The sequence below is a fragment of the Streptomyces sp. YS415 genome (genome assembly GCF_023544665.1).
Lineage (GTDB): Bacteria > Actinomycetota > Actinomycetes > Streptomycetales > Streptomycetaceae > Streptomyces.
The window spans coordinates 1-26553 of sequence record NZ_JAMJFL010000011.1 but is presented as its reverse complement, the minus strand read 5'-3'; the positions used below and the strand labels follow the sequence as shown (position 1 = coordinate 26553).

The window sequence follows — 26553 nt, the reverse complement described above, 5'->3', positions numbered from 1 at the left end:
TACGGAGAGGGAGGGCAGCACACCCGTGATCACGGTACCCGTGGACATGTCCGAGACCACCCACCGGCACCCGTCCGCTCCCTGATGGACGGCAACACACCCTGGGACCCGATACCCTTTGACCAGACACGCGACCCATCCCACAACAGCACACGCGGCCGAGGAGTCACCCGGATGAGCACGACCCAGAGCGAGAGGCTGCGAGAACTCCTGGAACCCCTCGTCAGCTCTCAGGGCCTCGATCTCGAAGAGATCGCCGTGGACTCCGTCGGGCGCAAGCGGGTGCTGCGTGTGGTCGTCGACTCGGACACCGGTGCCGATCTGGACCGGATCGCCGATGTGAGCCGTGCGCTCTCGGCCAAGCTCGACGAGACCAACGCGATGGGTGACGGCGCGTACGACCTCGAAGTGGGTACCCCCGGTGCGGAGCGCGAGCTCACCGAGCACCGGCACTACGTGCGCGCGGTCGACCGCCTGGTGAGATTCCAGCTCGCCGAGGACGGGGAACTGGTCGCGCGGATCCTGACCGTGGACGAGGACGGCGTGGACCTGGAAGTACCCGGAGTGAAGGGCCGCAAGGCCACCAACCGCAGGCTCGCCTTCGGCGACATCGCCAAGGCCCGCGTCCAGGTCGAGTTCAGTCGCAAGGACAAGAAGGACATGAAGGAAGAGGAGGAGGCGTAGCCGTGGACATCGACATGAGCGCCCTGCGGGGTTTGGTCCGGGAGAAGGAGATCTCCTTCGACCTGCTGGTCGAGGCGATCGAGTCGGCCCTCCTCATCGCCTATCACCGCACCGAGGGAAGCCGCCGGCACGCGCGCGTGGAGCTCAACCGGGAGACCGGTCATGTGACCGTGTGGGCGAAGGAGGACCCCGAGGACCTCGACGAGGGCCAGGAGGCCCGCGAGTTCGACGACACCCCGTCCGGCTTCGGCCGTATCGCCGCCACCACCGCCAAGCAGGTCATCCTGCAGCGGCTGCGCGACGCCGAGGACGACGCCACGCTCGGCGAGTACGCGGGGCGTGAGGGCGACATCGTCACCGGAGTGGTCCAGCAGGGCCGCGACCCGAAGAACGTGCTCGTGGACATCGGCAAGCTGGAGGCCATCCTGCCGGTGCAGGAGCAGGTGCCCGGCGAGACCTACCCGCACGGCATGCGGCTGCGCAGTTACGTCGTACGGGTGGCCAAGGGCGTTCGCGGCCCCTCCGTCACCCTCTCGCGCACGCACCCGAACCTGGTGAAGAAGCTCTTCGCCCTGGAGGTGCCGGAGATCGCCGACGGTTCCGTCGAGATCGCCGCCATCGCCCGTGAGGCCGGACACCGCACGAAGATCGCCGTCCGCTCCACCCGCTCCGGGCTCAACGCCAAGGGCGCCTGCATCGGCCCCATGGGCGGCCGTGTGCGCAATGTCATGGGCGAGCTGAGCGGCGAGAAGATCGACATCGTCGACTGGTCGGACGACCCGGCCGAGATGGTGGCGAACGCGCTCTCGCCGGCCCGGGTCTCCAAGGTGGAGGTCGTGGACATGGCGGCCCGGTCCGCACGGGTGACCGTGCCCGACTACCAGCTGTCACTGGCGATCGGCAAGGAAGGGCAGAACGCCCGGCTCGCGGCCCGTCTGACCGGCTGGCGCATCGACATCCGTCCCGACACCGAGCAGCCCGGGGAATAGAACCCGGCCGCTGGTGGCTGAGATCACGACAACAACCGTTCGATTCTTGCCCCAAAGGGGTGAGGTCGGTGCGGGGAGGTAGACTTAACAGTGTCTGGCCGGACGCAAGCCCCAGCATGCCCCGAGCGCACCTGCGTGGGCTGCCGGGAGCGAGCGGCCAAGAAGGACTTGCTGCGCATCGTGGCGATCGAGGACGAGTGTGTCCCCGATCATCGCGGTACGCTGCCCGGCCGGGGTGCGTACGTGCACCCCGCCCTGGTCTGTTTCGACCTGGCGGTACGCCGTCGGGCGTTCCCACGGGCGTTGCGCGCCCCGGGTCCGCTCGACACCAAGGCGTTGCGCCTCTACGTCGAGCAGGCAACACCGTAAGAAGCGTCGCGCGGAACCCCCGCGCGGCCCAGGTACCCCGCGAGTTGGAAGTAGGTCGAGATTGCGATGAGCACTCGATGAGCACGCGATGAGTACGCCCATGAAGTAGCGACGGTCCGGCCGCAACCCGGACCTAAAAGGAGCGAAGTGGCTAAGGTCCGGGTATACGAACTCGCCAAGGAGTTCGGGGTGGAGAGCAAGGTCGTCATGGCCAAGCTCCAAGAACTCGGTGAATTTGTTCGTTCGGCTTCCTCGACGATCGAGGCGCCCGTCGTACGCAAGCTGACTGATGCCCTCCAGCAGGGCAATGGAGGCGGCAAGTCCGCCCCCGCACGCAAGGCTGCTCCGGCCAGGCCGGCAGCCCCCTCTCCCGCGCAGGCCGCCCGTCCGGCTGCCCCGCGCCCGCCGGCCCCCAAGCCGGCCGCCGCCGAGCAGCCCGCGGCTCCCGCCGCGCCGGCCGCCCCCGGCCCCCGTCCGGGCCCGAAGCCCGCGCCGCGCCCCGCGCCGGCGTCCCCGGCTCCGACCACGCCCGAGTTCACGGCACCGCCGTCGGCTCCCGCCGCGCCGGCCGCCTCCCAGGGCAGCCAGGCCCCGAGCCAGGCCCCGAGCCAGGCTCCGAGCCAGGGTCAGGGCTCCGGCCCGCGTCCGGGCGCCCCGCGTCCGGCCGGTCAGGCGCCGCGTCCGGGCTCCCGTCCGGCCGGTCCCGGCCAGGGCCGCGGTGACCGCGGCGACCGTCCCGGCGCCCCGCGTCCGGCCGGTCAGGCCCCGCGTCCGGGCTCCCGTCCGGCCGGTCCCCGTCCGGGCAACAACCCGTTCACCTCCGGTGGCTCCACCGGCATGGCGCGCCCGCAGGCGCCCCGTCCGGGTGGTGCCCCGCGTCCCGGCGGCCAGGGTGGTCCCGGCGCTCCCGGCGGCGCTCCGCGTCCGCAGGGTCAGGGCCAGGGCGGTCCTCGTCCCCAGGGCGCTGCCGGCGGTCCCCGTCCGCAGGGTCCGGGCGGCGCGCGTCCCACCCCGGGCGGCATGCCCCGTCCGCAGGGCGGCGCCCCGCGTCCCGGCGGCGGTCCCCGTCCGAACCCCGGCATGATGCCGCAGCGTCCCGCCGCGGGCCCGCGTCCCGGCGGCGGTGGCCCCGGTGGCCGCGGTCCCGGTGGCGGCGGTCGTCCCGGTGGCGGTGGCGGCGGTCGTCCCGGTGGTGGCGGCGGCTTCGCCGGTCGTCCGGCCGGTCCCGGTGGCGGCGGCGGCTTCGCCGGTCGTCCCGGTGGTCCCGGTGGCGGTGGCGGCGGCTTCGCCGGTCGTCCCGGTGGTCCCGGTGGCGGTGGCGGCGGTCGTCCCGGCTTCGGTGGTCGTCCCGGTGGTCCCGGTGGCCGTGGTGGCACGCAGGGCGCCTTCGGCCGTCCCGGCGGTCCCGCGCGTCGCGGTCGCAAGTCGAAGCGGCAGAGGCGCCAGGAGTACGAGGCCATGCAGGCCCCGTCGGTCGGCGGTGTGATGCTGCCTCGCGGCAACGGCGAGACCGTTCGCCTGTCGCGCGGTGCCTCGCTCACCGACTTCGCGGAGAAGATCAACGCCAACCCGGCGTCGCTCGTCGCGGTCATGATGAACCTCGGCGAGATGGTCACGGCCACGCAGTCCGTCTCCGACGAGACGCTCCAGCTCCTCGCCGACGAGATGAACTACACGGTTCAGATCGTCAGCCCGGAGGAGGAGGACCGCGAGCTGCTCGAGTCCTTCGACATCGAGTTCGGCGAGGACGAGGGCGACGAGGGCGACCTGGTGGTCCGCCCGCCGGTCGTCACCGTCATGGGTCACGTCGACCACGGAAAGACCCGACTGCTCGACGCCATCCGCAAGACGAACGTCATCGCGGGCGAGGCCGGCGGCATCACCCAGCACATCGGTGCCTACCAGGTCGCGACCGAGGTCAACGACGAAGAGCGCAAGATCACCTTCATCGACACCCCGGGTCACGAGGCGTTCACCGCCATGCGTGCCCGTGGTGCGCGGTCGACGGACATCGCGATCCTCGTCGTCGCGGCCAACGACGGCGTCATGCCGCAGACGGTCGAGGCGCTCAACCACGCCAAGGCGGCCGACGTGCCGATCGTGGTCGCGGTCAACAAGATCGACGTCGAGGGCGCCGACCCGACGAAGGTGCGCGGTCAGCTCACCGAGTACGGGCTGGTGGCCGAGGAGTACGGCGGCGACACCATGTTCGTCGACATCTCCGCCAAGCAGGGTCTGAACATCGACTCCCTGCTGGAGGCCGTGATCCTCACCGCGGACGCCTCGCTCGACCTGCGGGCCAACCCGCACCAGGACGCGCAGGGCATCTCGATCGAGTCCCGTCTCGACCGCGGCCGCGGTGCCGTGTCGACGGTCCTCGTCCAGCGCGGCACGCTGCGGGTCGGCGACACCATGGTGGTCGGCGACGCGTACGGCCGAGTCCGGGCGATGCACGACGACAACGGCAACAGCGTGGCCGAGGCCGGCCCGTCGACGCCGGTCCAGGTCCTGGGCCTGACCAACGTCCCGGGTGCGGGCGACAACTTCCTGGTGGTGGACGAGGACCGTACGGCCCGTCAGATCGCCGAGAAGCGCGCCGCCCGTGAGCGCAACGCCGCGTTCGCCAAGCGCACGCGCCGTGTCTCCCTCGAGGACCTGGACAAGGTGCTCAAGGCCGGCGAGATCCAGCAGCTCAACCTCATCATCAAGGGTGACGCTTCCGGTTCCGTCGAGGCGCTCGAGTCCTCGCTGCTCCAGCTGGACGTCGGCGAAGAGGTCGACATCCGCGTCCTGCACCGCGGTGTCGGTGCGGTCACGGAGTCGGACATCGACCTGGCGATGGGCTCGGACGCCATCGTGATCGGCTTCAACGTCCGTGCGGCCGGCCGCGCGGCGCAGATGGCCGAGCGCGAAGGCGTGGACGTCCGCTACTACTCGGTCATCTACCAGGCGATCGAGGAGATCGAAGCGGCCCTCAAGGGCATGCTCAAGCCGGAGTACGAAGAGGTCGAGCTCGGTACGGCGGAGATCCGCGAGGTCTTCAAGTCGTCCAAGCTGGGCAACATCGCCGGTGTCCTCATCCGCTCGGGCGAGGTCAAGCGCAACACCAAGGCGCGCCTCATCCGCGACGGCAAGGTGGTCGCGGAGAGCCTCAACATCGAGGGCCTGCGTCGCTTCAAGGACGACGTCACCGAGATCCGCGAAGGGTTCGAGGGCGGTATCAACCTCGGCAACTTCAACGACATCAAGGTCGACGACGTCATCGCGACGTACGAGATGCGCGAGAAGCCGCGCGCGTGACCTGACACGCGACCGGGGCCGGTCGGCGGAAGTTATTTCCGTCGATCGGCCCCGGCCGTTGCGTGTACGGTTCCCGTATCGGCGTCGATGCGTGGCGCCCGTACCCCGAACCGGCGGGACATCCGGATACGCACATGTATGTGGGGACTCTCTCCTTCGACCTGCTTCTCGGCGACGTTCGCTCGCTGAAGGAGAAACGCTCTCTCGTCCGTCCGATCGTGGCCGAGCTCCAGCGCAAGTACGCGGTCAGCGCGGCCGAGACGGGGAACCAGGACCTTCATCGCCGGGCCGAGATCGGTCTCGCGATGGTCTCCGGGGACACGGGTCACCTCTCCGACGTACTGGACCGCTGCGAGCGGCTGGTCGCCGGACGGCCCGAGGTGGAACTGCTCTCGGTTCGACGCAGGCTCCACAGCGACGAAGACTGATGCAAGAAGAAAGACACTTAAGGAGACGGACCAGTGGCCGACAACGCGCGGGCGAAAAGGCTGGCGGACCTCATCCGGGAGGTGGTGGCCCAGAAGCTGCAGCGCGGGATCAAGGACCCGCGGCTCGGCTCGCACGTCACCATCACGGACACCCGGGTCACGGGTGACCTGCGGGAGGCGACCGTCTTCTACACGGTGTACGGGGACGACGAGGAGCGGGCCGCGGCGGCCGCCGGGCTGGAGAGCGCCAAGGGCGTGCTCCGCAGCGCGGTCGGTGCGGCGGCGGGCGTGAAGTTCACCCCGACGCTCACCTTCGTGGCCGACGCGCTGCCCGACACCGCCCGGACCATCGAGGACCTCCTCGACCGGGCCCGCCAGTCCGACGAGAAGGTGCGCGAGGTCTCGGCCGGCGCCACCTACGCCGGTGAGCCGGACCCGTACAAGAAGCCGGGCGAGGACGAGGACGACACCGCCGAATGACCCAGCAGAACCGGACGCCCGACGGGCTTGTCATCGTCGACAAGCCGTCGGGCTTCACCTCGCACGACGTGGTCGCCAAGATGCGCGGGATCGCCAGGACCCGCCGCGTCGGCCACGCCGGCACCCTCGACCCCATGGCGACGGGCGTGCTCGTCCTCGGCGTCGAGAAGGCCACCAAGCTCCTAGGTCACCTCGCGCTGACCGAGAAGGAGTACCTGGGCACCGTCCGGCTCGGCCAGACGACCCTGACCGACGACGCCGAGGGCGCGATCACGGGGTCGCAGGACGCCTCGAAGGTCACCCGGGACGCCGTCGACGCCGGGATCGCCAAGCTGACCGGCGACATCATGCAGATCCCGTCCAAGGTCAGCGCCATCAAGATCAACGGCGTGCGCTCCTACAAGCGGGCGCGCGAGGGGGAGGAGTTCGAGATCCCGGCCCGTCCGGTCACCGTCTCCTCCTTCGAGGTCTACGACATCCGGGACGCCGTCGCCGAGGACGGCACCCCCGTCCTGGACCTGGTGGTGTCGGTCGTCTGCTCCTCCGGCACCTACATCCGGGCGCTCGCCCGTGACCTCGGTGCCGGCCTGGGCGTCGGCGGCCACCTCACGGCGCTGCGCCGGACGCGCGTGGGCCCGTACAGGCTGGACGGGGCGAAGACGCTGGACCAGCTCCAGGAGGAGCTGACCGTGCTGCCGCTGGCCGAGGCCGCCACGGCCGCGTTCCCGCGCTGGGACGTGGACACCAGGCGGGCGCGGCTGCTCACCAACGGCGTCCGGCTTGAGATGCCCGAGGAGTACGCGGGCCGGGGCGCGGTCGCGGTCTTCGACGCGGAGGGCCGTTTCCTGGCGCTGGTCGAGGAGCACAAGGGCAAGGCGAAGAGCCTGGCCGTCTTCGGCTGAGGCCCATGAGGCCCCCTCTCCGCCCGCGGAGCGGCGCGCACGGGGTCTTTCACTGCCCGCCGCTCCACGGTCCCCCTCGGTTCCCCCACCCCTAGGGTGTATCCACCTGCCCCCGTCTGTTCACCCTTGTGGGCAGGCGCTCGGAGTGAACCGAGGGAGTGGAAGGGGGCGCGTTCGCCGCGCGATCTGTGCCGCTGATCATTCCGCGCCTACCGTCGAGAACAGGCACGGTGGTACGGCGGGAGGTGGGACCATGGCGGCAGCCGGCCCGCGGATTCCCGGGGAGTCCGGTGGGGCTCACGAGGACGCCCTGGTGCGGATCCATGATCTCGCCGGCCGCCCTCGCGGCCTGGGTTTCGTGGCCGACCACCACGGCACGGTGATCACCAGCCACGAGGCCGTCGACGGCCTGTCGCGCCTGGTCCTGCACGCGGCCGAGGACCGCACCTGCGACGTGCCGGCCGACGCGGTGACCGCACTCCCCGCCCTGGACCTGGCCCTGATCCGCACCGAAGGCCTCGGCGTGCAGCCGCTGCCGGTGTCGGCACGGGAGGCGGCCGAGCCCGGCAGATACGTCAGGATCGCGACCGGCTGCTGGCGCGAGGCACGGGTCCTGGGCGCGACCCCGGTGACGTACACGGCGACGGACCGCTCTCATTTCCTCAGCCACGCCCTGGAACTGGCCATCGGCACCGCCGGCCGGGACGCGCTGCGGCTGGGCGGCGGGGCGGCCGGGGGACCGGTGCTGGACGCGGAGACCGGCACGGTGATCGCCGTCCTGGGCACGGCCCTGAGGAGCGGCGACCGGGACTCGGGCTTCGCGATCCCCCTCCGGCCGCCCCCGCCCGGCCCGCTGGCGGACCTGCTCACGGAGAACGCGGCCACGGTCCCCGCCTACGGCGCCGACCTGAACCCGGCGGGCGTCCTGGAACTGACGGCGACCTCGGTGGGCCAGGACGGCCCGCCCGGCGCGGCCGAGCCGGTGGAACGGCCGTCGGTGACACGGCAGTTCGACGACTTCACCGCCCGCCCGGGGACATCGGTGCTGGCCCTCGTGGGCCCGCCCGGCAGCGGCCGTACGACCGAACTGGCGGCCCTGGCCGACCGCCGCCACCGAGGCCCGGAACCGGCCCCCACCCTGTGGCTGCGCGGCGCCGACCTGAAGGCCGACGACACCTCGGTGGCGGACGCCGCGAGCAGGGCGCTGTCGAGGGCGGCCCGCATCGTCGCCGCGTCACGCGGCCTCGCACCCGCCGACCTCGGCGACCTGACCCCCGAACACCTGGCCCGCACCACCGCCCACCCCCTCCTGCTCCTGCTCGACAGCCCCGAGGAGATGCCCCCGCTGCTCTCCCACCGCCTGGCCGAATGGACCGCGGGCACGGCCCGGTGGCTGACCCGGACGGGCGCACGGCTGGTGGTGGCGTGCCGGGAGGAGTACTGGGAGGGCGCGGGGACGGAGTTCGACGCCGGGATGCTGTACGACGGGCGTACCGGCGAGCTCCGCCGACACCTGCCCCCGTGCGTACGGCTCCCCGACCTGACCCCCGCCGAAGCCCACCGGGCCCGCACCCGCTACGGCATCCCCGACGACGCCCTCACCCCCCGGGACGCCCGCCACCCCCTCACCCTCCGCCTGCTCGCCGAGGTCCGTTCCGCCCTCCCCGACGCCCCGCACGCCCGCGTCGACCGCGACGACGTCTTCGCCGCCCACCTGGACCTGATGTGCCTGCGCATCGCCGTGCGCCTCGCCGCGGAGAACGGCCTGCGCGGCAGCGCGGTGAAACGCCTCGCCGCCAAGGTCTCCGGCCAGGTCCACGAGGCCGCCCGCCGCAGCCTCGGCCCGGGCCAGGGCGGCCTCGACCGGGAGACCTTCGAGGCGGTGTTCCCCTGGGGCCCCGCACCGGCACGGCTCGGCGGCGGCACCGGCTGGGCCTCCGCCGTCCTCACCGAAGGGCTCCTCGTCCCCGCCGGCCAGGGCTACCGCTTCGCCCACGAGGAGTTCGCCGACTGGATCCAGGGCACCCACCTCGACCTGGACGAGGCCCTGCGCGCCCTGGTCCACCGCCATCCGGCCGCGGACCCCCACCCGCTTCCCGTACCGCGCCACCGCATCGGCCCGGTGGTCGAGGCCCTGCTGCTCGTCGCCCGCCACCGCACCCCCTTGCAACTCGCTCTCCGCCTGCAGGAGTTGACCCACGCCCTGGACGCCGACCCGCACTCCTGGTGGGCCGCCCGCCTCCTCGCCCAGGTCCTGCTGCGCGTACCGGACGCCCGGCCCTACACGGACGTACTGCGCACCCTCACCGACCGGATCGTGACCTGGCGGCAGCAACAGCGGCCCGTACCCGCCGAGTTCGGCCCCGACTTCTGGATCGCGCTGCCGCTGCCGCACGACACACGGCTCGACCTGCTTCGGCACCTCGTCCTCGCCGACTCGAAGGCCGGCCCCCGTTACCTCGACGCCGTGGCCCGGCTCCTCGCCGCCGACGCCCCCGCCGTACAGCCGCACCTCACCCGCTGGTTCCACGACGACCGCCCGCTGCCCGCCACCCCGCACGCGACCGTCGCGAGGGCCGCGCAGGCGCTGCTGCACACGCACCGGCACGGCGCGCCGGACGACCTGGCCGAGACCCTCGTCGAGGCCGGGCACCGCCGGGCCGACGAACTGCTGGCCGTGCTGGCCCAGGAGGAACCGTCCGCGATCTGCCGGGCCGTGGACCGGTGGGCGCGCGACGAGCGGCCCGCACGGAGGGTGGCGGCGGTGACGTACGGACTGCGCGCGGCCCCGCACGTGCGGACCACCGCCGACCGCGAACTCCTGCGCTACGCCGCCCTCGCCCTGCTCGCCCGCCCCGACGAGTGCACCCTGCACGGCGGCGCGCTCGCCCTGCTCGTCCACGACCCGCACACCCGCGCCCGCCATCTCCCGCTCGCGCTGCGCCACTTCGCGTCCGGCGACCCGCAGGTCCCGCCGAGCGCACTGGCCGGCGCCCTCATCACCCACCCCGAGCCGGTCCTCGACGCCTTCCGGGAGCGGCTGCGCCGACCGGACGCGGGAGCGGCACTGCGCACCCTCGCCGACGTCACCACCCCGGCGCTGGGCCGCCGGGTCGCCGCGCTCGTACGGGAGGCGGTGGAGCGGCGCCCGGAGCGGGCCGGGGACGTCGCCGTCTGCATGGACCGCCGTCTGGAGCACGGCCCGGCCGCCCGAGCCGTGCTGTTCCCGCTGGTCACCGGCTTGCTGGACGGCGGGTCCGAGCAGCTGCGGGCCGCCCTCGCCGGAGTCCTCGCCGCCCCCGGGACCCCCGCCTCCCGGCCCCTGCGCCAGGACCTCCTGGAGTTCCTGCTCGGCCACGAGGACGACCCCGCCGTCCTGGACGCCGTCCTGCGCGCGGCAGCCCAGCAGGACGGCGAGGGACTGCGCGACCTCGTCCACCGCACCGGGCTGCTGCTCGTCCGCACCCCCGAGGGGGCGACCCGCTTCGACCGCGGTCTCGTCGACCTGGGCCGCCATGTCCCCGGCTTCGCCGCCCGGGTGGCCGGCTGGCTCACCGACGCGCCCCAGGACTGGGCGGCCGTGGTGGGCCCCAGCACCCGGCGGATGATCGAGAACCTCGCGGGTGTCCGTGTCCCCGCCTGACTTTCGCCCTCCGGCACGTGCTACCCGTCACAGCCTCCATGCCGATGCGGGACGGGAGCACGCGGCATGGCACCCTTAGACCTGCGTAGAAGGCAGTGACGGACACGGGTTCGACAAGGAGCGGTCACAGTGCAGCGCTGGCGTGGCTTGGAGGACATCCCCCAGGACTGGGGGCGCAGCGTCGTCACCATCGGGTCCTACGACGGTGTCCACCGCGGACACCAGCTGATCATCCGGCACACCGTGGACCGCGCCCGCGAACTGGGCCTGCCCGCCGTGGTCGTCACCTTCGACCCGCACCCCAAGGAGGTGCTGCGGCCGGGCACCCATCCGCCCCTGCTCGCCCCGCACCACCGGCGGGCCGAACTCATGGCGGAACTGGGCGTGGACGCGGTGCTGGTGCTGCCGTTCACCGCGGAGTTCTCCAGCCTCTCCCCGGCGGACTTCATCGTGAAGGTCCTCATCGACAAGCTGCGCGCCAAGGCCGTCGTCGAGGGCCCCAACTTCCGCTTCGGCCACCGCGCGGCGGGCGACGTCGTGTACCTGGCCGAGCTGGGCAAGACGTACGACTTCGACGTCGAGGTCGTCGACCTGTACGTGTCCGGTGAGGCGGGCGGCGGTCAGCCGTTCTCCTCGACCCTGACCCGGCGTCTGGTCCTGGAGGGCGACGTCGAGGGCGCCGCCGAGATCCTGGGCCGCCCGCACCGGGTCGAGGGCGTCGTCGTGCGCGGCGCGCAGCGCGGACGCGAGCTGGGCGTCCCCACGGCGAACGTCGAGACCCTCCCGCACACCGCGATCCCCGCGGACGGTGTCTACGCCGGCTGGCTGCACGCCCAGGGCGAGGTGATGCCCTCGGCGATCTCCGTCGGCACCAACCCGACCTTCGACGGCACCGCGCGCACGGTCGAGGCGCACGTCATCGACCGGGTCGGCCTCGATCTGTACGGCCTGCATGTCGCCGTCGACTTCCTCGGCTTCGTGCGCGGTCAGGTGAAGTTCGACTCGCTCGACGCGCTGATCGAGCGAATGATGGAGGACATCAAGATCAGCCGCGATCTGACGGCGGCGGCGGCGGACGCGGCGGCCCGGGCGAAGCGCTAGCCGCCGCTACGACGCCGAAGGGCGGCCGGTGCCTTGCGGGCACCGGCCGCCCTTTCGCGTTGCGCCACCGCCTACTGCGAGGGCTGCTGGGGGTAGGGGTAGGGCTGCTGGCCGGGCTGCTGCGCCGGAGGCTGACCGGGGTGGCCGTAGGGCTGGCCGGGGATGTACGGCTGGCCGGCCGCGGGCTGCATGTGGTGGTTCGGCTGGCCGGGGACGGGCTGGCCGGGGAACGGCTGGCCCGGCATGGGCGGGGCCGCCACCGGGGGCGGGTTGCCGTCGCTGGTCCACAGGCCGTGGGCCTGCTGGTGGCGCACGAAGTCCTCGGCGACCATCGCGGCGAGGTGGAAGTACGCCTCCCGCACCTTGGGCCGCATCATGTCGAGGTCGACCTCGGCACCGGCGGCGAGGTGCTCGTCGAAGGGCACGACGATGACGCCCCGGCAGCGGGTCTCGAAGTGGCTGACGATGTCGTCGACCTTGATCATCTTGCCGGTCTCGCGGACGCCGGAGATGACGGTGAGGGACCGCGAGACGAGATCGGCGTAGCCGTGCGCCGACAGCCAGTCCAGCGTCGTACTGGCGCTGCTCGCACCGTCCACGGACGGAGTCGAGATGATGATGAGCTGGTCGGCGAGGTCCAGCACGCCGCGCATGGCGCTGTAGAGCAGACCGGTACCGGAGTCGGTGAGGATGATCGGGTACTGCCTGCCCAGCACGTCGATCGCGCGCCGGTAGTCCTCGTCGTTGAAGGTGGTGGAGACGGCCGGGTCGACGTCGTTGGCGATGATCTCGAGCCCGGACGACGCCTGGGAGGTGAACCGGCGGATGTCCATGTACGAGTTGAGGTACGGGATCGCCTGCACGAGGTCACGGATGGTGGCCCCGGTCTCCCGGCGCACCCGGCGGCCGAGGGTACCGGCGTCCGGGTTGGCGTCGATGGCGAGGATCTTGTCCTGCCGCTCGGTGGCGAGGGTGGATCCGAGGGCGGTGGTGGTCGTGGTCTTCCCTACGCCGCCCTTGAGGCTGATGACGGCGATCCGGTAGCAGGACAGCACGGGCGTCCGGATGAGCTCGAGCTTCCGCTGCCGCTCGGCCTCCTCCTTCTTCCCACCGATCTTGAACCGCCCACCGCCTGCGGCGGGCCGCCCGCTCTTCGCCTTCTGCTTCTTGTTGTTGAGCAGCCGGTCTGACGACAGCTCCACGGCAGCGGTGTAACCGAGCGGCGCGGCGCCGGGGTTGGTCGGCTGCCGCTGATCATGCTGCATCGGCTGCGGCCAGGCGGCCCCGGCCCGAGGATCGACGGGCTGCTGCGGAGGCATGCCGGGGTGGGGCTGCGGGTGCGCCTGCGGCTGGGCCTGGGGGTGTGCCTGCGGCTGGGCCTGCGGGGGGATGCCGGGCTGGGCCTGCGGGTGCCCCTGCGGGGGTACGGCGGGCTGCGCCTGCGGCTGGACCTGTGGGGTGACGCCGGGCTGAGCCTGCGGCTGGCCTTGCGGGTATGCGGCGGGCTGCGCCTGCGGCTGGGCCTGCTGAGGTACGGCGGGCTGTGCGGGGCTCTGGCCCGGTACCGGTCCCGGCTGGCCGGGCGACTGGGGGAAGCCGTAACCACCCTGCTGCGCAGGGGAGTTGTGGGCGGCGGGAGAGGGCTGCTGGGGCTGCTGGCCCGGCTGGGCGTGGGGGGCAGCTGGAGTGCCGGGGTGCTCGGGCTGTGCGTGCGGGGCCGCCGGGGTGCCGGGGTGGGGGAAGCCGTAGCCGCCCTGGGGGTTGGGCGCCGGGGCGGCGGGCGGCTGCTGTGCGGGTGCGGCGGGGGCGCCGGGGTGCGGGAAGCCGTAGCCGCCCTGCGGGTTGGGGGTGCCGGGCTGGGGGGAGGGGTAGCCGCCCGGGGGTGTGGGGGCGGGGGGGGTGGTGGTTTCCGGCGCGGGCGCGGGCGCGGTGGGGGCGCCGGGCTGGGGGAAGCCGTAGCCGCCCTGCGCTTGGGGGGCCGTGGGCTGGGGGGAGTTGTATCCGCCCTGTGGCATGGGCGCCGGGGCCGTGGGCTCCTGCGCCGGTGCGGCGGGAGTGCCGGGCTGAGGGAAGCCGTAGCCGCCCTGTGGCGTGGGCGCCGGGTTGTCGGTGGGGTGCGGGGCCGTGGGCTCCTGCGCCGGTGCGGCGGGAGTGCCAGGGTGCGGGAAGCCGTAGCCACCCTGCGGCGCGGGTTGCGGGACGCCGGGCGTCGGCTGCTGGTTCCAGGCCGCCGGTGCGGGCTGCGGGGCCTGCGGCTGGAACGGAGGCTGCTGCTCGGCCACGGGCTGCGGCTCCGCGGGAGCCACCGGCTCCTGCTGCTGCACGGGCCACTGCGGCGCCGACGGCGGAGCCGCGGGCTGGTACGACGGCGGCAGCGGCGGCACGCCGACCGGCGGTGCCGGCGGCGGGGGAGTCCAGGCGTCGGCCGCGGGTACGGCATCCTGCGGCTCCGCGTCTGCGGGTACGGCGTCTTCCGGTTCCGAGTCGGCCCGTACGGCGTCCTCCGGTCCGGCGTCGGCCCGTACGGCGTCCTCCGGTTCGGCATCGGCGGGTACGGCGTCGGCCAGTTCCGCGTCAGCCCGTACGGCGTCTTCCGGCTCGGCGTCCGCGTCAGCCCGTACGGCCTCTGCCTCCGGTTCCGCGTCGGCCTGTACCGCCTCTTCCGGCTCCGCCTCGGCCTGTACCGCCTCTTCCGGCTCGGCATCAGCCTGTACGGCGTCTTCCGGTTCCGTCCCACCGGGTACCGCGTCCTGCGGTTCGGCCTCGGGCTCGTCCGACGGCTCGGCCTCCTCGGCCACGACGTCCTCCGGGGCGGAGTCGGTCAGCTCCGGCTCGGCGTCCGTGTGCTCGGTGTCCGCCGGCTCGGCCGCCACGGCGTCCGTCTCGGTCGTGGCGGGACCGGAGTCCTCGTCCGACGCGTCCTCCTGCGGCTCAGCCTCGCCGGAGACAACGTCCCCGTCCGCCGACCGCAGCCCCGCCCCGGACTCCGCCGCGCGCTCCTCGATCTCCCGCTTCAGCGCGACCGCGGAGAACCGCATCGTGGCGCCGCTCTCCAGGTCACCGTTCCCGGAGTCGGACTCCTCGGCGGCCGGAGCGGTGGAGGAAGCCTCGGAAGGCGCGGAAGCAGACGTGCTCCACTGCGACTGGAACCCCCCGACCGGGATGCTCGGCACGGCCGTAGGAGAGGCCGCCTCCCCGGTCGGAGTGGCGGGCGGAGTGGCGGGCGCCTCGGCCGGCGTCCCCTGCGGTTCGAAGCCACTGCCCACCGGCAGCTTGGGCACCGCCACCGGCCCTCCGGCCGCAGGCGGCGGGGGAGTGAACGGCGCCCCGGGCGCGGGCCGCACCGGAGGAGCGGGCGGCGTGAACGGCGCCCCCGGCGCGGGCGACCCCTGCGGAACCGGCGGCGTCAGCCCCGGCAGCGAGGAAGGCAGCGCGGTGGGAGAGGGCGTGAAGACCGGCGGAGCAGCAGGAGCACCTTCACCCGCCGAAGACGCCGATGATGCTGAATCCGAACCCCCCGACGCCGAACCCCCCGACGCCGCACCCGAGGACGCCGAAGCCCCCGTAGAACCAGAGGCACCCGAAGCCCCCGACCCGCCCTCGTCCCGCCCCGCCCCGGCGGAGCCACTCGCGTTCTGGGTGTACCAGGCAGGCGGCGCATAGTCGATGGTGAACTCACCCGTGACCTCGCTCGCCGACTCCGCGTCGGGCTGGTCATCGCCGGGTGTGGCCCAGCCCCCGCGGATCCCGTCCCGATCGCTGCTCACAGAGTTCCTCCTGGTGTGGTCGAGTACCCCCACGCCGTGCCGGGGCGACCCTTGCTCGTCGTCCGAAGTCGTTCGAGGTCGTCCGTTCCGGTCGGCTCTCCCCCTGGGCCACCGACGCCCGGTCCACGGGTTCTGGCGTCGCGCCCGGTCCCAGACTAATCACCACAGGCATCACCCCGGCAGGCCCGTCCACCCCCGAGCAGCCGCCCGCTGCGTCACAGCCTGCCCCGAAGTGCCGTACACAGCCGTCGTATTGGTGAACAAACCGGACGACACTCGTGAACAATCCGGAACGAAAGCGAAGGAAGCGAGCAAGCCGGCCCGCGCGACCCCGCCGCCGTACACCCACGCAACACCCACGCAACGCCGCCGCCGGACAAGCGAATCGGCGGCCGCGGGGAGTCACGGACCCGCACCCCCACGACCGCCGGACGACCGCCCGTCGATCACTCCACGCCGGAACCGCCGCTCCGCGGGGCCTACTTCAGGTCGAACTCCCCGTCCCGCGCGCCCAGTACGAAGGCCGTCCACTCGGCCTCCGTGTACCGCAGTACCGTCTCCGGATCCAGCGACGACCGCATCGCCACCGCCCCGCCGGGCAGCCGCGCGATCTCCACTCGCTCCTCGTGCGACTCGGTGCCCGGCGCGCTCTCCCACGCCACGCCCGAGATGTCGAGGGCGTACAGCTCGTCCTTCTCCCGCTCCTTGCGCGCCTTGATCTCCGCTTCCGTCTCCGCCATGCCCAGCGACCCCTTCCACAGACTTCCGGCGTACGGGTCATCCCGACGTACGCTCGATCGGCGCGCTCACCCTAGTGGCCGCTGCCCCGCGATCAGGGCGGTTCCGGAACCGATGCAAGGGCGCCCACCTCCGGCTGGTACCCTGAGTGACGGCCGTTTGTGTACGCACCCCCGGAGCGCTCGCTCTGGAGGCCGCGCCCAGCGGATCCCCGCCTCCCGAGTAACGGAAGCTCCCCCGAGACACAGACCGGGGGCACTCGGTGGCCACTCAGAAGACTACGAGGAGTACGCGTGCCGCTCGACGCCGCTACGAAGAAGCAGATCATCAGCGAGTTCGGTCAGAAGGAGGGCGACACCGGCTCCCCCGAGGTCCAGGTCGCCATGCTCTCCCGCCGGATCTCGGACCTGACCGAGCACCTCAAGACCCACAAGCACGACCACCACTCCCGTCGTGGTCTGCTGATCCTGGTCGGTCAGCGTCGCCGCCTTCTCCAGTACCTGGCGAAGAAGGACATCCAGCGCTTCCGTGCGCTGGTCGACCGCCTCGGCATCCGCCGCGGTGCGGCGGGCGCCAAGTAAGACGCCGTGAAGGGGGCGGTTCCCGAAACGATCGGGGGCCGCTCCCTTTGCCGTACGTACGGAAACGTGCGGAGTGTCACACACGCTTTGTAGTGTGGTAGCACAACGCAGTGGCACGAGGAGAAGTGCACCTCGCCGCCGCCGGTCCTCGGTAGTGGCCCCCGGGCAATGCGAACCCGGGTGCTTCGATCGAAGACCGGCCCGCAGAGCGCTTCTCCGCCCCTCGTCCCCCCGCCACACGGGCGGATCGGGACAAAAGACGAAAAGTAATGGAGAAATTGCTAGTGGAGAACGAGACCCACTACGCCGAGGCCGTCATCGACAATGGCGCCTTCGGCACCCGCACCATCCGCTTCGAGACGGGCCGCCTGGCCAAGCAGGCCGCCGGTTCCGCCGTGGCGTACCTGGACGACGACACCATGGTGCTGTCGGCCACCACCGCCTCCAAGAACCCCAAGGACCAGCTCGACTTCTTCCCCCTGACGGTGGACGTCGAGGAGCGGATGTACGCCGCCGGCAAGATCCCCGGCAGCTTCTTCCGCCGTGAGGGCCGTCCCTCCGAGGACGCCATCCTCACCTGCCGCCTGATCGACCGCCCGCTGCGCCCCTCCTTCAAGAAGGGCCTGCGCAACGAGATCCAGGTCGTCGCCACGATCATGGCGCTCAACCCCGACCACCTGTACGACGTCGTGGCGATCAACGCCGCCTCCGCGTCCACGCAGCTGGCCGGTCTGCCCTTCTCCGGCCCGATCGGCGGCGTCCGCGTCGCGCTGATCCGCGGCCAGTGGGTGGCGTTCCCGACGCACACCGAGCTCGAGGACGCCGTCTTCGACATGGTCGTCGCGGGCCGCACCCTGGAGGACGGCGACGTCGCGATCATGATGGTCGAGGCCGAGGCCACCGAGAAGACCATCAAGCTGGTCGAGGGCGGCGCCGAGGCGCCGACCGAGGAGGTCGTCGCCGCCGGTCTGGACGCCGCGAAGCCCTTCATCAAGGTGCTCTGCAAGGCCCAGGCCGACCTCGCCGCCAAGGCCGCCAAGCCGACCGGCGAGTTCCCGATCTTCCTGGACTACCAGGACGACGTCCTCGAGGCCCTCACCGCCGCCGTCAAGCCGGAGCTCGCCTCCGCCCTGACCATCGCCGGCAAGCAGGAGCGCGAGGCCGAGCTGGACCGCGTCAAGGCGCTCGCCGCCGAGAAGCTCCTGCCGGAGTTCGAGGGCCGCGAGAAGGAGATCTCCGCCGCGTACCGCTCGCTCACCAAGCAGCTGGTCCGTGAGCGCGTGATCAAGGAGAAGAAGCGCATCGACGGCCGCGGTGTCACCGACATCCGCACCCTGGCCGCCGAGGTCGAGGCCATCCCGCGCGTGCACGGCTCCGCGGTGTTCGAGCGTGGCGAGACCCAGATCCTGGGCGTCACCACCCTGAACATGCTCCGCATGGAGCAGCAGCTGGACACCCTCTCCCCGGTGACCCGCAAGCGCTACATGCACAACTACAACTTCCCGCCGTACTCCACCGGCGAGACCGGCCGCGTCGGCTCCCCGAAGCGCCGCGAGATCGGCCACGGCGCCCTCGCCGAGCGCGCCCTCGTGCCGGTCCTGCCGACGCGCGAGGAGTTCCCCTACGCGATCCGCCAGGTCTCCGAGGCGCTGAGCTCCAACGGCTCGACGTCCATGGGCTCGGTCTGCGCCTCCACCATGTCGCTGCTGAACGCCGGTGTGCCGCTGAAGGCCCCCGTCGCCGGTATCGCCATGGGCCTGATCTCCCAGGAGGTCGAGGGTGAGACGCACTACGTCACCCTCACCGACATCCTCGGTGCGGAGGACGCCTTCGGCGACATGGACTTCAAGGTCGCCGGCACCAAGGAGTTCGTGACCGCCCTCCAGCTCGACACCAAGCTGGACGGCATCCCGGCCTCCGTCCTGGCCGCGGCCCTCAAGCAGGCCCGTGACGCCCGCCTCCACATCCTCGACGTGATGATGGAAGCGATCGACACGCCGGACGAGATGTCCCCGAACGCCCCGCGGATCATCACCGTGAAGATCCCCGTGGACAAGATCGGCGAGGTCATCGGCCCCAAGGGCAAGATGATCAACCAGATCCAGGAGGACACCGGCGCCGAGATCACGATCGAGGACGACGGCACCATCTACATCGGTGCCCAGGTCGGCTCGCAGGCCGAGGCCGCCCGCGCCACGATCAACTCGATCGCCAACCCGACCATGCCGGAGGTCGGCGAGCGCTACCTGGGCACGGTCGTGAAGACGACCACCTTCGGTGCGTTCGTCTCGCTGCTCCCGGGCAAGGACGGTCTGCTGCACATCTCGCAGATCCGCAAGCTCGCCGGCGGCAAGCGCGTGGAGAACGTCGAGGACGTGCTCGGCGTGGGCGCCAAGGTCCAGGTCGAGATCGCCGAGATCGACTCCCGCGGCAAGCTCTCCCTGATCCCGGTGATCGAGGGCGAAGAGGCTTCCGAGGACACGAAGGACGACACCGACAAGTGACGTCGAGCAGCCCCAAGGCGACGGCCCGCACCTCCACGGAGGCGCGGGCCGTCGCCCGTACCCAAACTCTGATCAAGGGCGAGAACGGCATCGGCACGGTCCGCAAGACCACCCTCCCGGGCGGCCTGCGCATCGTCACCGAGACCCTGCCCTCGGTCCGCTCCGCCACCTTCGGCATCTGGGCGCACGTCGGCTCCCGCGACGAGACCCCGGCCCTGAACGGCGCCACGCACTACTTGGAGCACCTGCTCTTCAAGGGCACCCGGCGCCGCTCGGCCCTGGACATCTCCTCCGCCCTCGACGCCGTCGGCGGCGAGATGAACGCGTTCACGGCGAAGGAGTACACGTGCTACTACGCCCGTGTGCTCGACGCCGACCTGCCGCTCGCCATCGACGTCGTCTGCGACATGCTCACGGGCTCGCTGATCCTCGAGGAGGACGTCAACGTCGAGCGCGGCGCGATCCTCGAGGAGATCGCGATGACCGAGGACGACCCCGGCGACTGCGTGCACGACCTGTTCGCGCACACGATGTTCGGCGACAACCCCCTCGGCCGCCCGGTCCTCGGCACGGTCGACACGGTCAACGCCCTCACCGCCGACCGCATCCGCCGCTTCTACAAGAAGCACTACGACCCGACCCACCTGGTCGTGGCCGCCGCGGGCAACGTCGACCACAACAAGGTCGTACGGCAGGTCCGGGCCGCCTTCGAGAAGGCCGGCGCGCTGACGAACCCCGACGCCACGCCGATCGCCCCGCGCGGCGGCAGTCGCGCGCTGCGCACCGCGGGCCGCGTCGAGCTGATCGGCCGCAAGACCGAGCAGGCGCACGTCGTCCTCGGCATGCCGGGGCTCGCGCGCACGGACGAGCGCCGCTGGGCGCTGGGCGTGCTGAACACGGCCCTGGGCGGCGGGATGTCGTCCCGGCTGTTCCAGGAGGTCCGGGAGAAGCGCGGCCTGGCGTACAGCGTGTACTCGTACACCTCCGGCTTCGCCGACTGCGGCCTGTTCGGCGTCTACGCCGGGTGCCGGCCCTCGCAGGTGCACGACGTGCTGAAGATCTGCCGCGACGAACTCGACCAGGTCGCCGAGCACGGCCTGTCCGACGACGAGATCGGCCGCGCCATCGGCCAGCTCCGGGGCTCCACCGTCCTCGGCCTGGAGGACACCGGCGCGCTGATGAACCGTATCGGCAAGAGCGAGCTGTGCTGGGGCGACCAGATGTCCGTGGACGACATGCTGGCCCGGATAGCCTCGGTCACCCCGGACGAGGTCCGCTCGGTGGCCCGGGACGTCCTGGGCCGGCGGCCCTCCCTGTCGGTCATCGGCCCGCTGAAGGACAAACAGGCGTCCCGTCTGCACGAAGCGGTCGCGTAAGCCTCTCCCGAAGGAAGCAAGAAGATGAGCAAGCTGCGAGTGGCGGTCCTCGGTGCCAAGGGCCGCATCGGTTCCGAGGCGGTCCGGGCCGTCGAGGCCGCCGACGACATGGAACTGGTCGCTGCCCTGGGCCGGGGCGACACACTGGAGACCCTGGCCGGGACCGGCGCCCAGGTCGCCGTCGAACTGACCACGCCGGACTCGGTGATGGACAACCTCGACTACTGCGTGCGCCACGGCATCCACGCGGTCGTCGGTACGACGGGCTGGACCGACGAGCGCCTCGCGCAGCTGAAGGGCTGGCTGGCCGAGTCCCCGGAGACGGGCGTGCTCATCGCGCCCAACTTCTCCATCGGGGCCGTCCTGACCATGAAGTTCGCGCAGATCGCCGCGCCGTACTTCGAGTCGGTCGAGGTCGTCGAGCTGCACCACCCCAAGAAGGTGGACGCGCCCAGCGGCACCGCCACCCGCACCGCCCAGCTCATCGCCGAGGCCCGCGCCAGGGCCGGCTCGGCCCCCGCGCCGGACGCCACGACCACCGCCCTGGACGGCGCGCGGGGCGCCAGCGTGGACGGGATCCCGGTCCACGCGATCCGGCTGCGGGGCCTGCTGGCCCACCAGGAGGTCCTGCTGGGCGGCGAGGGCGAGACCCTCACCGTCCGCCACGACTCCCTGCACCACAGCAGCTTCATGCCGGGCATCCTGCTCGGCGCCCGCCGCGTGGTGGCCACCCCCGGCCTCACCTTCGGGCTGGAACACTTCCTGGACCTGAGCTGAGGGCCGACCGACTCATGCGCGCGAAGATCTCCTACGCCGTCACGGCCGCCGTCCTGGTCGTCTACTTCGTCCTGGTCGGCAGCCGGGGCCTGATGCTCATCCAGGCCGGCACCCTGCTCACCGTCACCTTCGGTGTCGCGGTGCTGATCCTGCCGCTGATCGGCCTGTGGTTCCTGTGGAAGAACACCGAGTTCGTCCGCAAGGCCAACCAGCTCGCCGCCGAACTCGACGCCGAGGGCGGCCTGCCCGTCGACGAGCTGAAGCGCACCCCCAGCGGGCGCATCGACCGTGACTCGGCCGACGAGGTCTTCGCCCGCCGCAAGGCCGAGACGGAGGACGCGCCGGACGACTGGCGCAGCTGGTTCCGCCTCGCGATCGCCTACCACGACGCCCGCGACACCCCGCGGGCACGAAAGGCGATGCAGCGGGCGATCATGCTGCGGGAAACGGCCCGCTGAAGCGCGCCCCAGAGGGGCGCGGGACACGCGCCCGCCCTTAGCGGAGTGCTTCCGCGCCCCAGGCCTCGATGGTGTCCGCGGCCCGCTCGAACGCCTCCGGCCGCGCCAGGAAGTCGGCGTTGTGCGTGGTCAGCAGCGGCGGCAGATCGTCGGCGGCCCGATCGGCGCGTACGAGGACCAGGGCCTGCCCCTGGAGGGTGCGCGGAAGACCGAGCCAGCGCACCGGCCGCTGCACCGTGCGCACCGCGACGACCCGGTCCCAGGGCGTGGTGCGCGTGGCGAAGAAGCCGACGTGGCGCAGCCCTTGGGCGCTCACCCACACGCCCATGCGCAGCAGCCGCAGCGCGACGGCGATCGCGGCCAGCGCGATACCGAAGACCACACCGGCCGCGGCCGGTGTGCCGGTCAGCGCGATGATGACCGCCGCGAACAGCACGTAGGACGCGAGCAGCAGGACGAGCGCGGCCGCGCCCACCCGCCAGGGGCCCGGACGGTAGGGGCGCCGCCAGCGGTCACGGTCGTCGAAGGGCAGCGCGACGTCATCGGCTGTTTCGAAGGCTCGGTCGGCCGTCAGGAAGGGCAGGGGCACGGCTGGTCCTCACTCAATCCATGCTGGGGCTGTGCCCGGTGAGGCTATCGACCTGTGTCCCGGCTCACCACCCTAGGGGGTCCGGATGGGGTCGGTACCGGCCTCGGCGGCCGTCCTGACCGGCAAACCCGCCCTGCGGCCCTGAGTAAAGTAGGCGCCGCACCTCAGACGTGATGGGAAGGACCCTCTTGACCTCCGCCGACGCCCCCCACACCGACATCGACAAGCGCCACGACGTCACGGTCGAGCTGGTCAAACACAGCGCCTCAGACTCGGATGTCCTGTTCGCCGCTCGCGTCTCGACTCTCGGCGAGCAGTCCCTCGCCGAGCTCCAGAAGGACCCCGAGCGTTCGAAGGGCCTGATCAACTACCTGATGCGGGACCGGCACGGCAGCCCCTTCGAGCACAACTCGATGACCTTCCTGATCAGCGCTCCGATCTTCGTCTTCCGCGAGTTCATGCGGCACCGCGTCGGCTGGTCCTACAACGAGGAGTCGGGCCGGTACCGCGAGCTCGAGCCCGTCTTCTACGTCCCCGGTGCGGACCGCAAGCTGGTTCAGGAGGGCCGCCCGGGCAAGTACACCTTCGTCGAGGGGACGCCGGACCAGCACGACATGGTCGAGCGGGTACTCGGTGAGTCCTACCAGCAGGCCTACTCCGCCTACCAGAAGCTCCTCGCGGAGGGCGTCGCCCGCGAGGTCGCCCGCGCGGTCCTGCCCGTCGGCCTGTTCTCCTCCATGTACGCCACCTGCAACGCCCGCTCGCTGATGCACTTCCTCGGCCTGCGCACCCAGCACGAGCTGGCCAAGCTCCCGTCCTTCCCGCAGCGGGAGATCGAGATGGTCGGCGAGAAGATGGAGGCGGAGTGGGCCAGGCTCATGCCGCTCACCCACGCCGCCTTCAATGCGAACGGACGTGTGGCGCCGTAGCGCACCCGAGTTCCCGGCCGGGCACACATGTACGGGTCAGCCTCATGAAGTGTCCGGATTGCGGCATTTAGCGAAGTTCATCTAGCCTGATCAAACGGACCCGGCACTGCTTGAACCCCCGAGCAGGCAGTGCCGGGCTCCTTCTTTGTCCTGACTTTTCCCGCACCCCCTAGGGCAGACCGCGCCTTGAGCAGCGAGTAGCGTGTAACCCATGGCTCCGACCTCCACTCCGCAGACCCCCTTCGGGCGGGTCCTCACCGCCATGGTCACGCCCTTCACGGCGGACGGCGCACTCGACCTCGACGGCGCGCAGCGGCTCGCCACGCACCTGGTGGACGCAGGCAACGACGGCCTGATCATCAACGGCACCACAGGCGAGTCCCCCACCACCAGCAACGCGGAGAAAGCGGATCTCGTACGAGCCGTACTGGAGGCGGTCGGCGACCGTGCCCACGTCGTGGCCGGAGTCGGCACCAACGACACGCACCACAGCATCGAGCTCGCCCGCCAGGCCGAGAAGGCCGGCGCGCACGGCCTGCTGATCGTCACGCCGTACTACAACAAGCCCCCTCAGGAGGGCCTGTACCGGCACTTCCGGACCATCGCCGACGCCGCCGAGCTGCCGGTCATGCTCTACGACATCCCCGGCCGCAGCGGCGTCCCGATCAGCACCGAGACCCTCGTCCGGCTCGCCGAGCACCCCCGGATCGTCGCCAACAAGGACGCCAAGGGCGACCTCGGCCGCGCGAGCTGGGCCATCGCCCGCTCCGGCCTCGCCTGGTACTCCGGCGACGACATGCTGAACCTGCCGCTCCTCTCCGTGGGCGCGGTCGGCTTCGTCTCCGTCGTCGGCCATGTCGTCACCCCGGAGCTGCGCGCCCTCGTCGACGCGTACACCAGCGGTGACGTCCAGAAGGCGACCGAGATCCACCAGAAGCTGCTCCCCGTGTACACGGGCATGTTCCGCACCCAGGGCGTCATGACCACCAAGGCCGCGCTCACCCTCCAGGGCCTGCCCGCGGGACCGCTGCGCGCCCCGATGGTCGAGTGCTCGCCCGAAGAGGTCGAACAGCTCAAGATCGATCTTGCCGCGGGCGGGGTACAGCTCTAGCACCAGACTTCGCGCGGCCCGACCGCGCGCATCGACTTCACAACTGAATAAGCAGGCCACCGGTGCCTGCGCCACAACGACAACTGCTTCTGCACGAACGTCATGCGCGCCACGTGCCCTACCGGTACGTGGCGCGCGTGGTTGAGGAGAGTCTTTTGAGTCATCCGCATCCTGAACTGAGCCCGCCCCCGCCGCTCGCCGAAGGCGGCCTGCGGGTCACCCCACTCGGCGGCCTCGGCGAAATCGGCCGAAACATGACGGTCTTCGAGTACGGCGGCCGCCTGCTGATCGTCGACTGCGGAGTGCTCTTCCCCGAGGAGGAGCAGCCCGGAATCGACCTGATCCTGCCGGACTTCTCGTCCATCAGGGACCGCCTCGACGACATCGAGGGCATCGTCCTCACCCACGGTCACGAGGACCACATCGGCGGCGTCCCCTTCCTGCTCCGCGAGAAGCCGGACATCCCGCTGATCGGCTCCAAGCTGACCCTCGCGCTCATCGAGGCCAAGCTGCAGGAGCACCGCATCCGCCCGTACACCCTTGAGGTGGTGGAGGGGAACCGCGAGCGCATCGGCCCCTTCGACTGCGAGTTCATCGCCGTCAACCACTCCATCCCCGACGCCCTGGCCGTCGCCATCCGCACCCCCGCGGGCATGGTGGTGCACACGGGCGACTTCAAGATGGACCAGCTCCCGCTGGACAGCCGGCTCACCGACCTGCACGCGTTCGCCCGCCTGAGCGAGGAGGGCATCGACCTTCTCCTCAGCGACTCCACGAACGCCGAGGTCCCGGGGTTCGTTCCGCCGGAGCGCGAGATCTCCAACGTCCTGCGGCAGGTCTTCGCCGGCGCCAACAAGCGGATCATCGTGGCGAGCTTCGCCAGCCACGTCCACCGCATCCAGCAGATCCTGGACGCGGCCCACGAGTACGGCCGCCGGGTCGCCTTCGTCGGCCGCTCGATGGTCCGCAACATGGGCATCGCCCGGGACCTGGGCTATCTCAAGGTCCCGCCGGGCCTGGTGGTGGACGTCAAGACACTGGACGACCTCCCGGACAGCCAGATCGTGCTGGTCTGCACCGGCTCCCAGGGCGAACCGATGGCGGCCCTGTCCCGCATGGCCAACCGCGATCACCAGATCCGCATCGTCGACGGCGACACGGTGATCCTGGCGTCGTCGCTGATCCCCGGCAACGAGAACGCGGTCTACCGCGTGATCAACGGCCTGACCCGCTGGGGCGCCAACGTCGTCCACAAGGGCAACGCCAAGGTGCACGTCTCGGGCCACGCGTCCGCGGGCGAGCTCCTGTACTTCTACAACATCTGCCGCCCGAAGAACCTGATGCCGGTCCACGGCGAATGGCGCCACCTGCGCGCCAACGCCGAGCTGGGCGCCATGACCGGCGTCCCGCACGACCGGATCGTCATCGCCGAGGACGGCGTGGCCGTCGACCTCGTCGAGGGCAAGGCCAAGATCTCCGGCAAGGTCCAGGCGGGTTACGTCTACGTCGACGGCCTCTCCGTCGGTGACGTGGGCGAGCCGGCGCTGAAGGACCGGAAGATTCTCGGCGACGAGGGCATCATCTCGGTCTTCGTGGTCGTGGACTCGTCCACCGGCAAGATCACGGCCGGCCCCCACATCCAGGCTCGCGGCTCCGGCATCGACGACTCCGCCTTCGGCGACGTCATCCCGAGGATCACCGAGGTGCTGGAGCGGTCGGCCCAGGACGGCGTCGTGGAGCCCCACCAGCTCCAGCAGCTGATCCGCCGCACCCTGGGCAAGTGGGTTTCCGACACGTATCGCCGCAGGCCGATGATCCTGCCGGTCG

The 26553-nt window shown here is 71.7% G+C and carries 20 protein-coding genes and 1 pseudogene; 17 read left to right on the top strand and 4 right to left on the bottom strand.

The annotated features are described in order from the left end of the window. Positions 1-174: 174 nt before the first annotated feature. The 9 genes from rimP to M8H82_RS15990 all read left to right on the top strand — a co-directional run bounded on the left by rimP (position 175) and on the right by M8H82_RS15990 (position 11896). A complete protein-coding gene (gene rimP / locus M8H82_RS16030; RefSeq protein WP_250074455.1) occupies positions 175-684 on the top strand; it encodes a ribosome maturation factor RimP in 510 nt (169 codons plus the stop codon). 2 nt (positions 685-686) lie between these two features. Beyond that, a complete protein-coding gene (gene nusA / locus M8H82_RS16025; protein WP_250074453.1) occupies positions 687-1673 on the top strand; it encodes a transcription termination factor NusA in 987 nt (328 codons plus the stop codon). 90 nt (positions 1674-1763) lie between these two features. Beyond that, entirely contained in the window at positions 1764-2042 is a 279-nt protein-coding gene (locus tag M8H82_RS16020; protein ID WP_250074451.1) for a YlxR family protein, read from the top strand. Between the two features lie 147 nt (positions 2043-2189). Beyond that, on the top strand, positions 2190-5342 hold the full coding sequence (gene infB, locus M8H82_RS16015) for a translation initiation factor IF-2 (RefSeq protein ID WP_250074449.1): 3153 nt from the start codon (positions 2190-2192) through the stop codon (positions 5340-5342). Between the two features lie 134 nt (positions 5343-5476). After that, complete coding sequence (locus M8H82_RS16010; RefSeq protein ID WP_250074448.1) at positions 5477-5770, top strand: DUF503 domain-containing protein; 294 nt, start codon at positions 5477-5479, stop codon at positions 5768-5770. 33 nt (positions 5771-5803) lie between these two features. Continuing rightward, positions 5804-6250: a 30S ribosome-binding factor RbfA gene (rbfA, locus tag M8H82_RS16005; protein WP_250074446.1), complete on the top strand. Its 447-nt coding sequence runs from the start codon at positions 5804-5806 to the stop codon at positions 6248-6250. Then, positions 6247-7152: a tRNA pseudouridine(55) synthase TruB gene (gene truB / locus M8H82_RS16000; protein ID WP_250074445.1), complete on the top strand. Its 906-nt coding sequence runs from the start codon at positions 6247-6249 to the stop codon at positions 7150-7152. The genes rbfA and truB overlap by 4 nt, the downstream gene beginning before the upstream one ends. 253 nt (positions 7153-7405) lie before the next feature. Then, positions 7406-10795, top strand: a complete 3390-nt coding sequence (locus M8H82_RS15995) for a trypsin-like peptidase domain-containing protein (RefSeq protein ID WP_250074443.1) — start codon at positions 7406-7408, stop codon at positions 10793-10795. A 129-nt stretch (positions 10796-10924) separates the two neighbouring features. After that, positions 10925-11896 carry a bifunctional riboflavin kinase/FAD synthetase gene (locus M8H82_RS15990; protein ID WP_250074442.1) on the top strand — a complete coding sequence of 324 codons (972 nt, stop codon included), beginning with the start codon at positions 10925-10927 and terminating at the stop codon, positions 11894-11896. A 71-nt stretch (positions 11897-11967) separates the two neighbouring features. On the opposite strand, the gene M8H82_RS15985 is transcribed toward M8H82_RS15990, so the two are convergent. The 3 genes and pseudogenes from M8H82_RS15985 to M8H82_RS15980 all read right to left on the bottom strand — a co-directional run bounded on the left by M8H82_RS15985 (position 11968) and on the right by M8H82_RS15980 (position 16403). Further along, positions 11968-14934, bottom strand: coding sequence for an AAA family ATPase (locus M8H82_RS15985; protein WP_284048969.1), 2967 nt, complete (start codon positions 14932-14934; stop codon positions 11968-11970). A 600-nt stretch (positions 14935-15534) separates the two neighbouring features. Next, positions 15535-15663 (bottom strand): annotated as a pseudogene (locus M8H82_RS36770) (SCO5717 family growth-regulating ATPase); the annotation flags it as partial. A gap of 479 nt (positions 15664-16142) precedes the next feature. Further along, on the bottom strand, positions 16143-16403 hold the full coding sequence (locus M8H82_RS15980) for a DUF397 domain-containing protein (protein ID WP_250074436.1): 261 nt from the start codon (positions 16401-16403) through the stop codon (positions 16143-16145). A gap of 291 nt (positions 16404-16694) precedes the next feature. Here M8H82_RS15980 and rpsO point away from each other — a divergent pair, with 291 nt between their 5' ends. The 5 genes from rpsO to M8H82_RS15955 all read left to right on the top strand — a co-directional run bounded on the left by rpsO (position 16695) and on the right by M8H82_RS15955 (position 22097). Then, positions 16695-16982, top strand: a complete 288-nt coding sequence (rpsO, locus tag M8H82_RS15975) for a 30S ribosomal protein S15 (protein ID WP_015657483.1) — start codon at positions 16695-16697, stop codon at positions 16980-16982. Between the two features lie 284 nt (positions 16983-17266). After that, a complete protein-coding gene (locus M8H82_RS15970) occupies positions 17267-19486 on the top strand; it encodes a polyribonucleotide nucleotidyltransferase (RefSeq protein WP_250074435.1) in 2220 nt (739 codons plus the stop codon). After that, positions 19483-20862: a pitrilysin family protein gene (locus M8H82_RS15965; protein WP_250074432.1), complete on the top strand. Its 1380-nt coding sequence runs from the start codon at positions 19483-19485 to the stop codon at positions 20860-20862. The genes M8H82_RS15970 and M8H82_RS15965 overlap by 4 nt, the downstream gene beginning before the upstream one ends. A 24-nt stretch (positions 20863-20886) precedes the next feature. Further along, positions 20887-21639 carry a 4-hydroxy-tetrahydrodipicolinate reductase gene (dapB, locus tag M8H82_RS15960; protein WP_250074430.1) on the top strand — a complete coding sequence of 251 codons (753 nt, stop codon included), beginning with the start codon at positions 20887-20889 and terminating at the stop codon, positions 21637-21639. A gap of 14 nt (positions 21640-21653) precedes the next feature. Further along, positions 21654-22097: a hypothetical protein gene (locus M8H82_RS15955; RefSeq protein WP_250074429.1), complete on the top strand. Its 444-nt coding sequence runs from the start codon at positions 21654-21656 to the stop codon at positions 22095-22097. A gap of 37 nt (positions 22098-22134) precedes the next feature. Here M8H82_RS15955 and M8H82_RS15950 read toward each other — a convergent pair whose 3' ends face one another. Continuing rightward, entirely contained in the window at positions 22135-22686 is a 552-nt protein-coding gene (locus M8H82_RS15950) for a PH domain-containing protein (RefSeq protein WP_250074426.1), read from the bottom strand. 188 nt (positions 22687-22874) lie between these two features. Here M8H82_RS15950 and thyX point away from each other — a divergent pair, with 188 nt between their 5' ends. From thyX to M8H82_RS15935, 3 genes are all read left to right on the top strand, one after another. Next, positions 22875-23615: an FAD-dependent thymidylate synthase gene (gene thyX, locus M8H82_RS15945; protein WP_250074424.1), complete on the top strand. Its 741-nt coding sequence runs from the start codon at positions 22875-22877 to the stop codon at positions 23613-23615. Between the two features lie 211 nt (positions 23616-23826). Further along, the gene (gene dapA, locus M8H82_RS15940; RefSeq protein WP_250074422.1) at positions 23827-24726 is read left to right on the top strand and encodes a 4-hydroxy-tetrahydrodipicolinate synthase; all 900 of its coding nucleotides are present in this window, start codon (positions 23827-23829) and stop codon (positions 24724-24726) included. A gap of 155 nt (positions 24727-24881) precedes the next feature. Then, positions 24882-26553, top strand: a 1672-nt coding sequence (locus M8H82_RS15935) for a ribonuclease J (RefSeq protein WP_250074420.1), incomplete at its 3' end; no start/stop codon positions are given.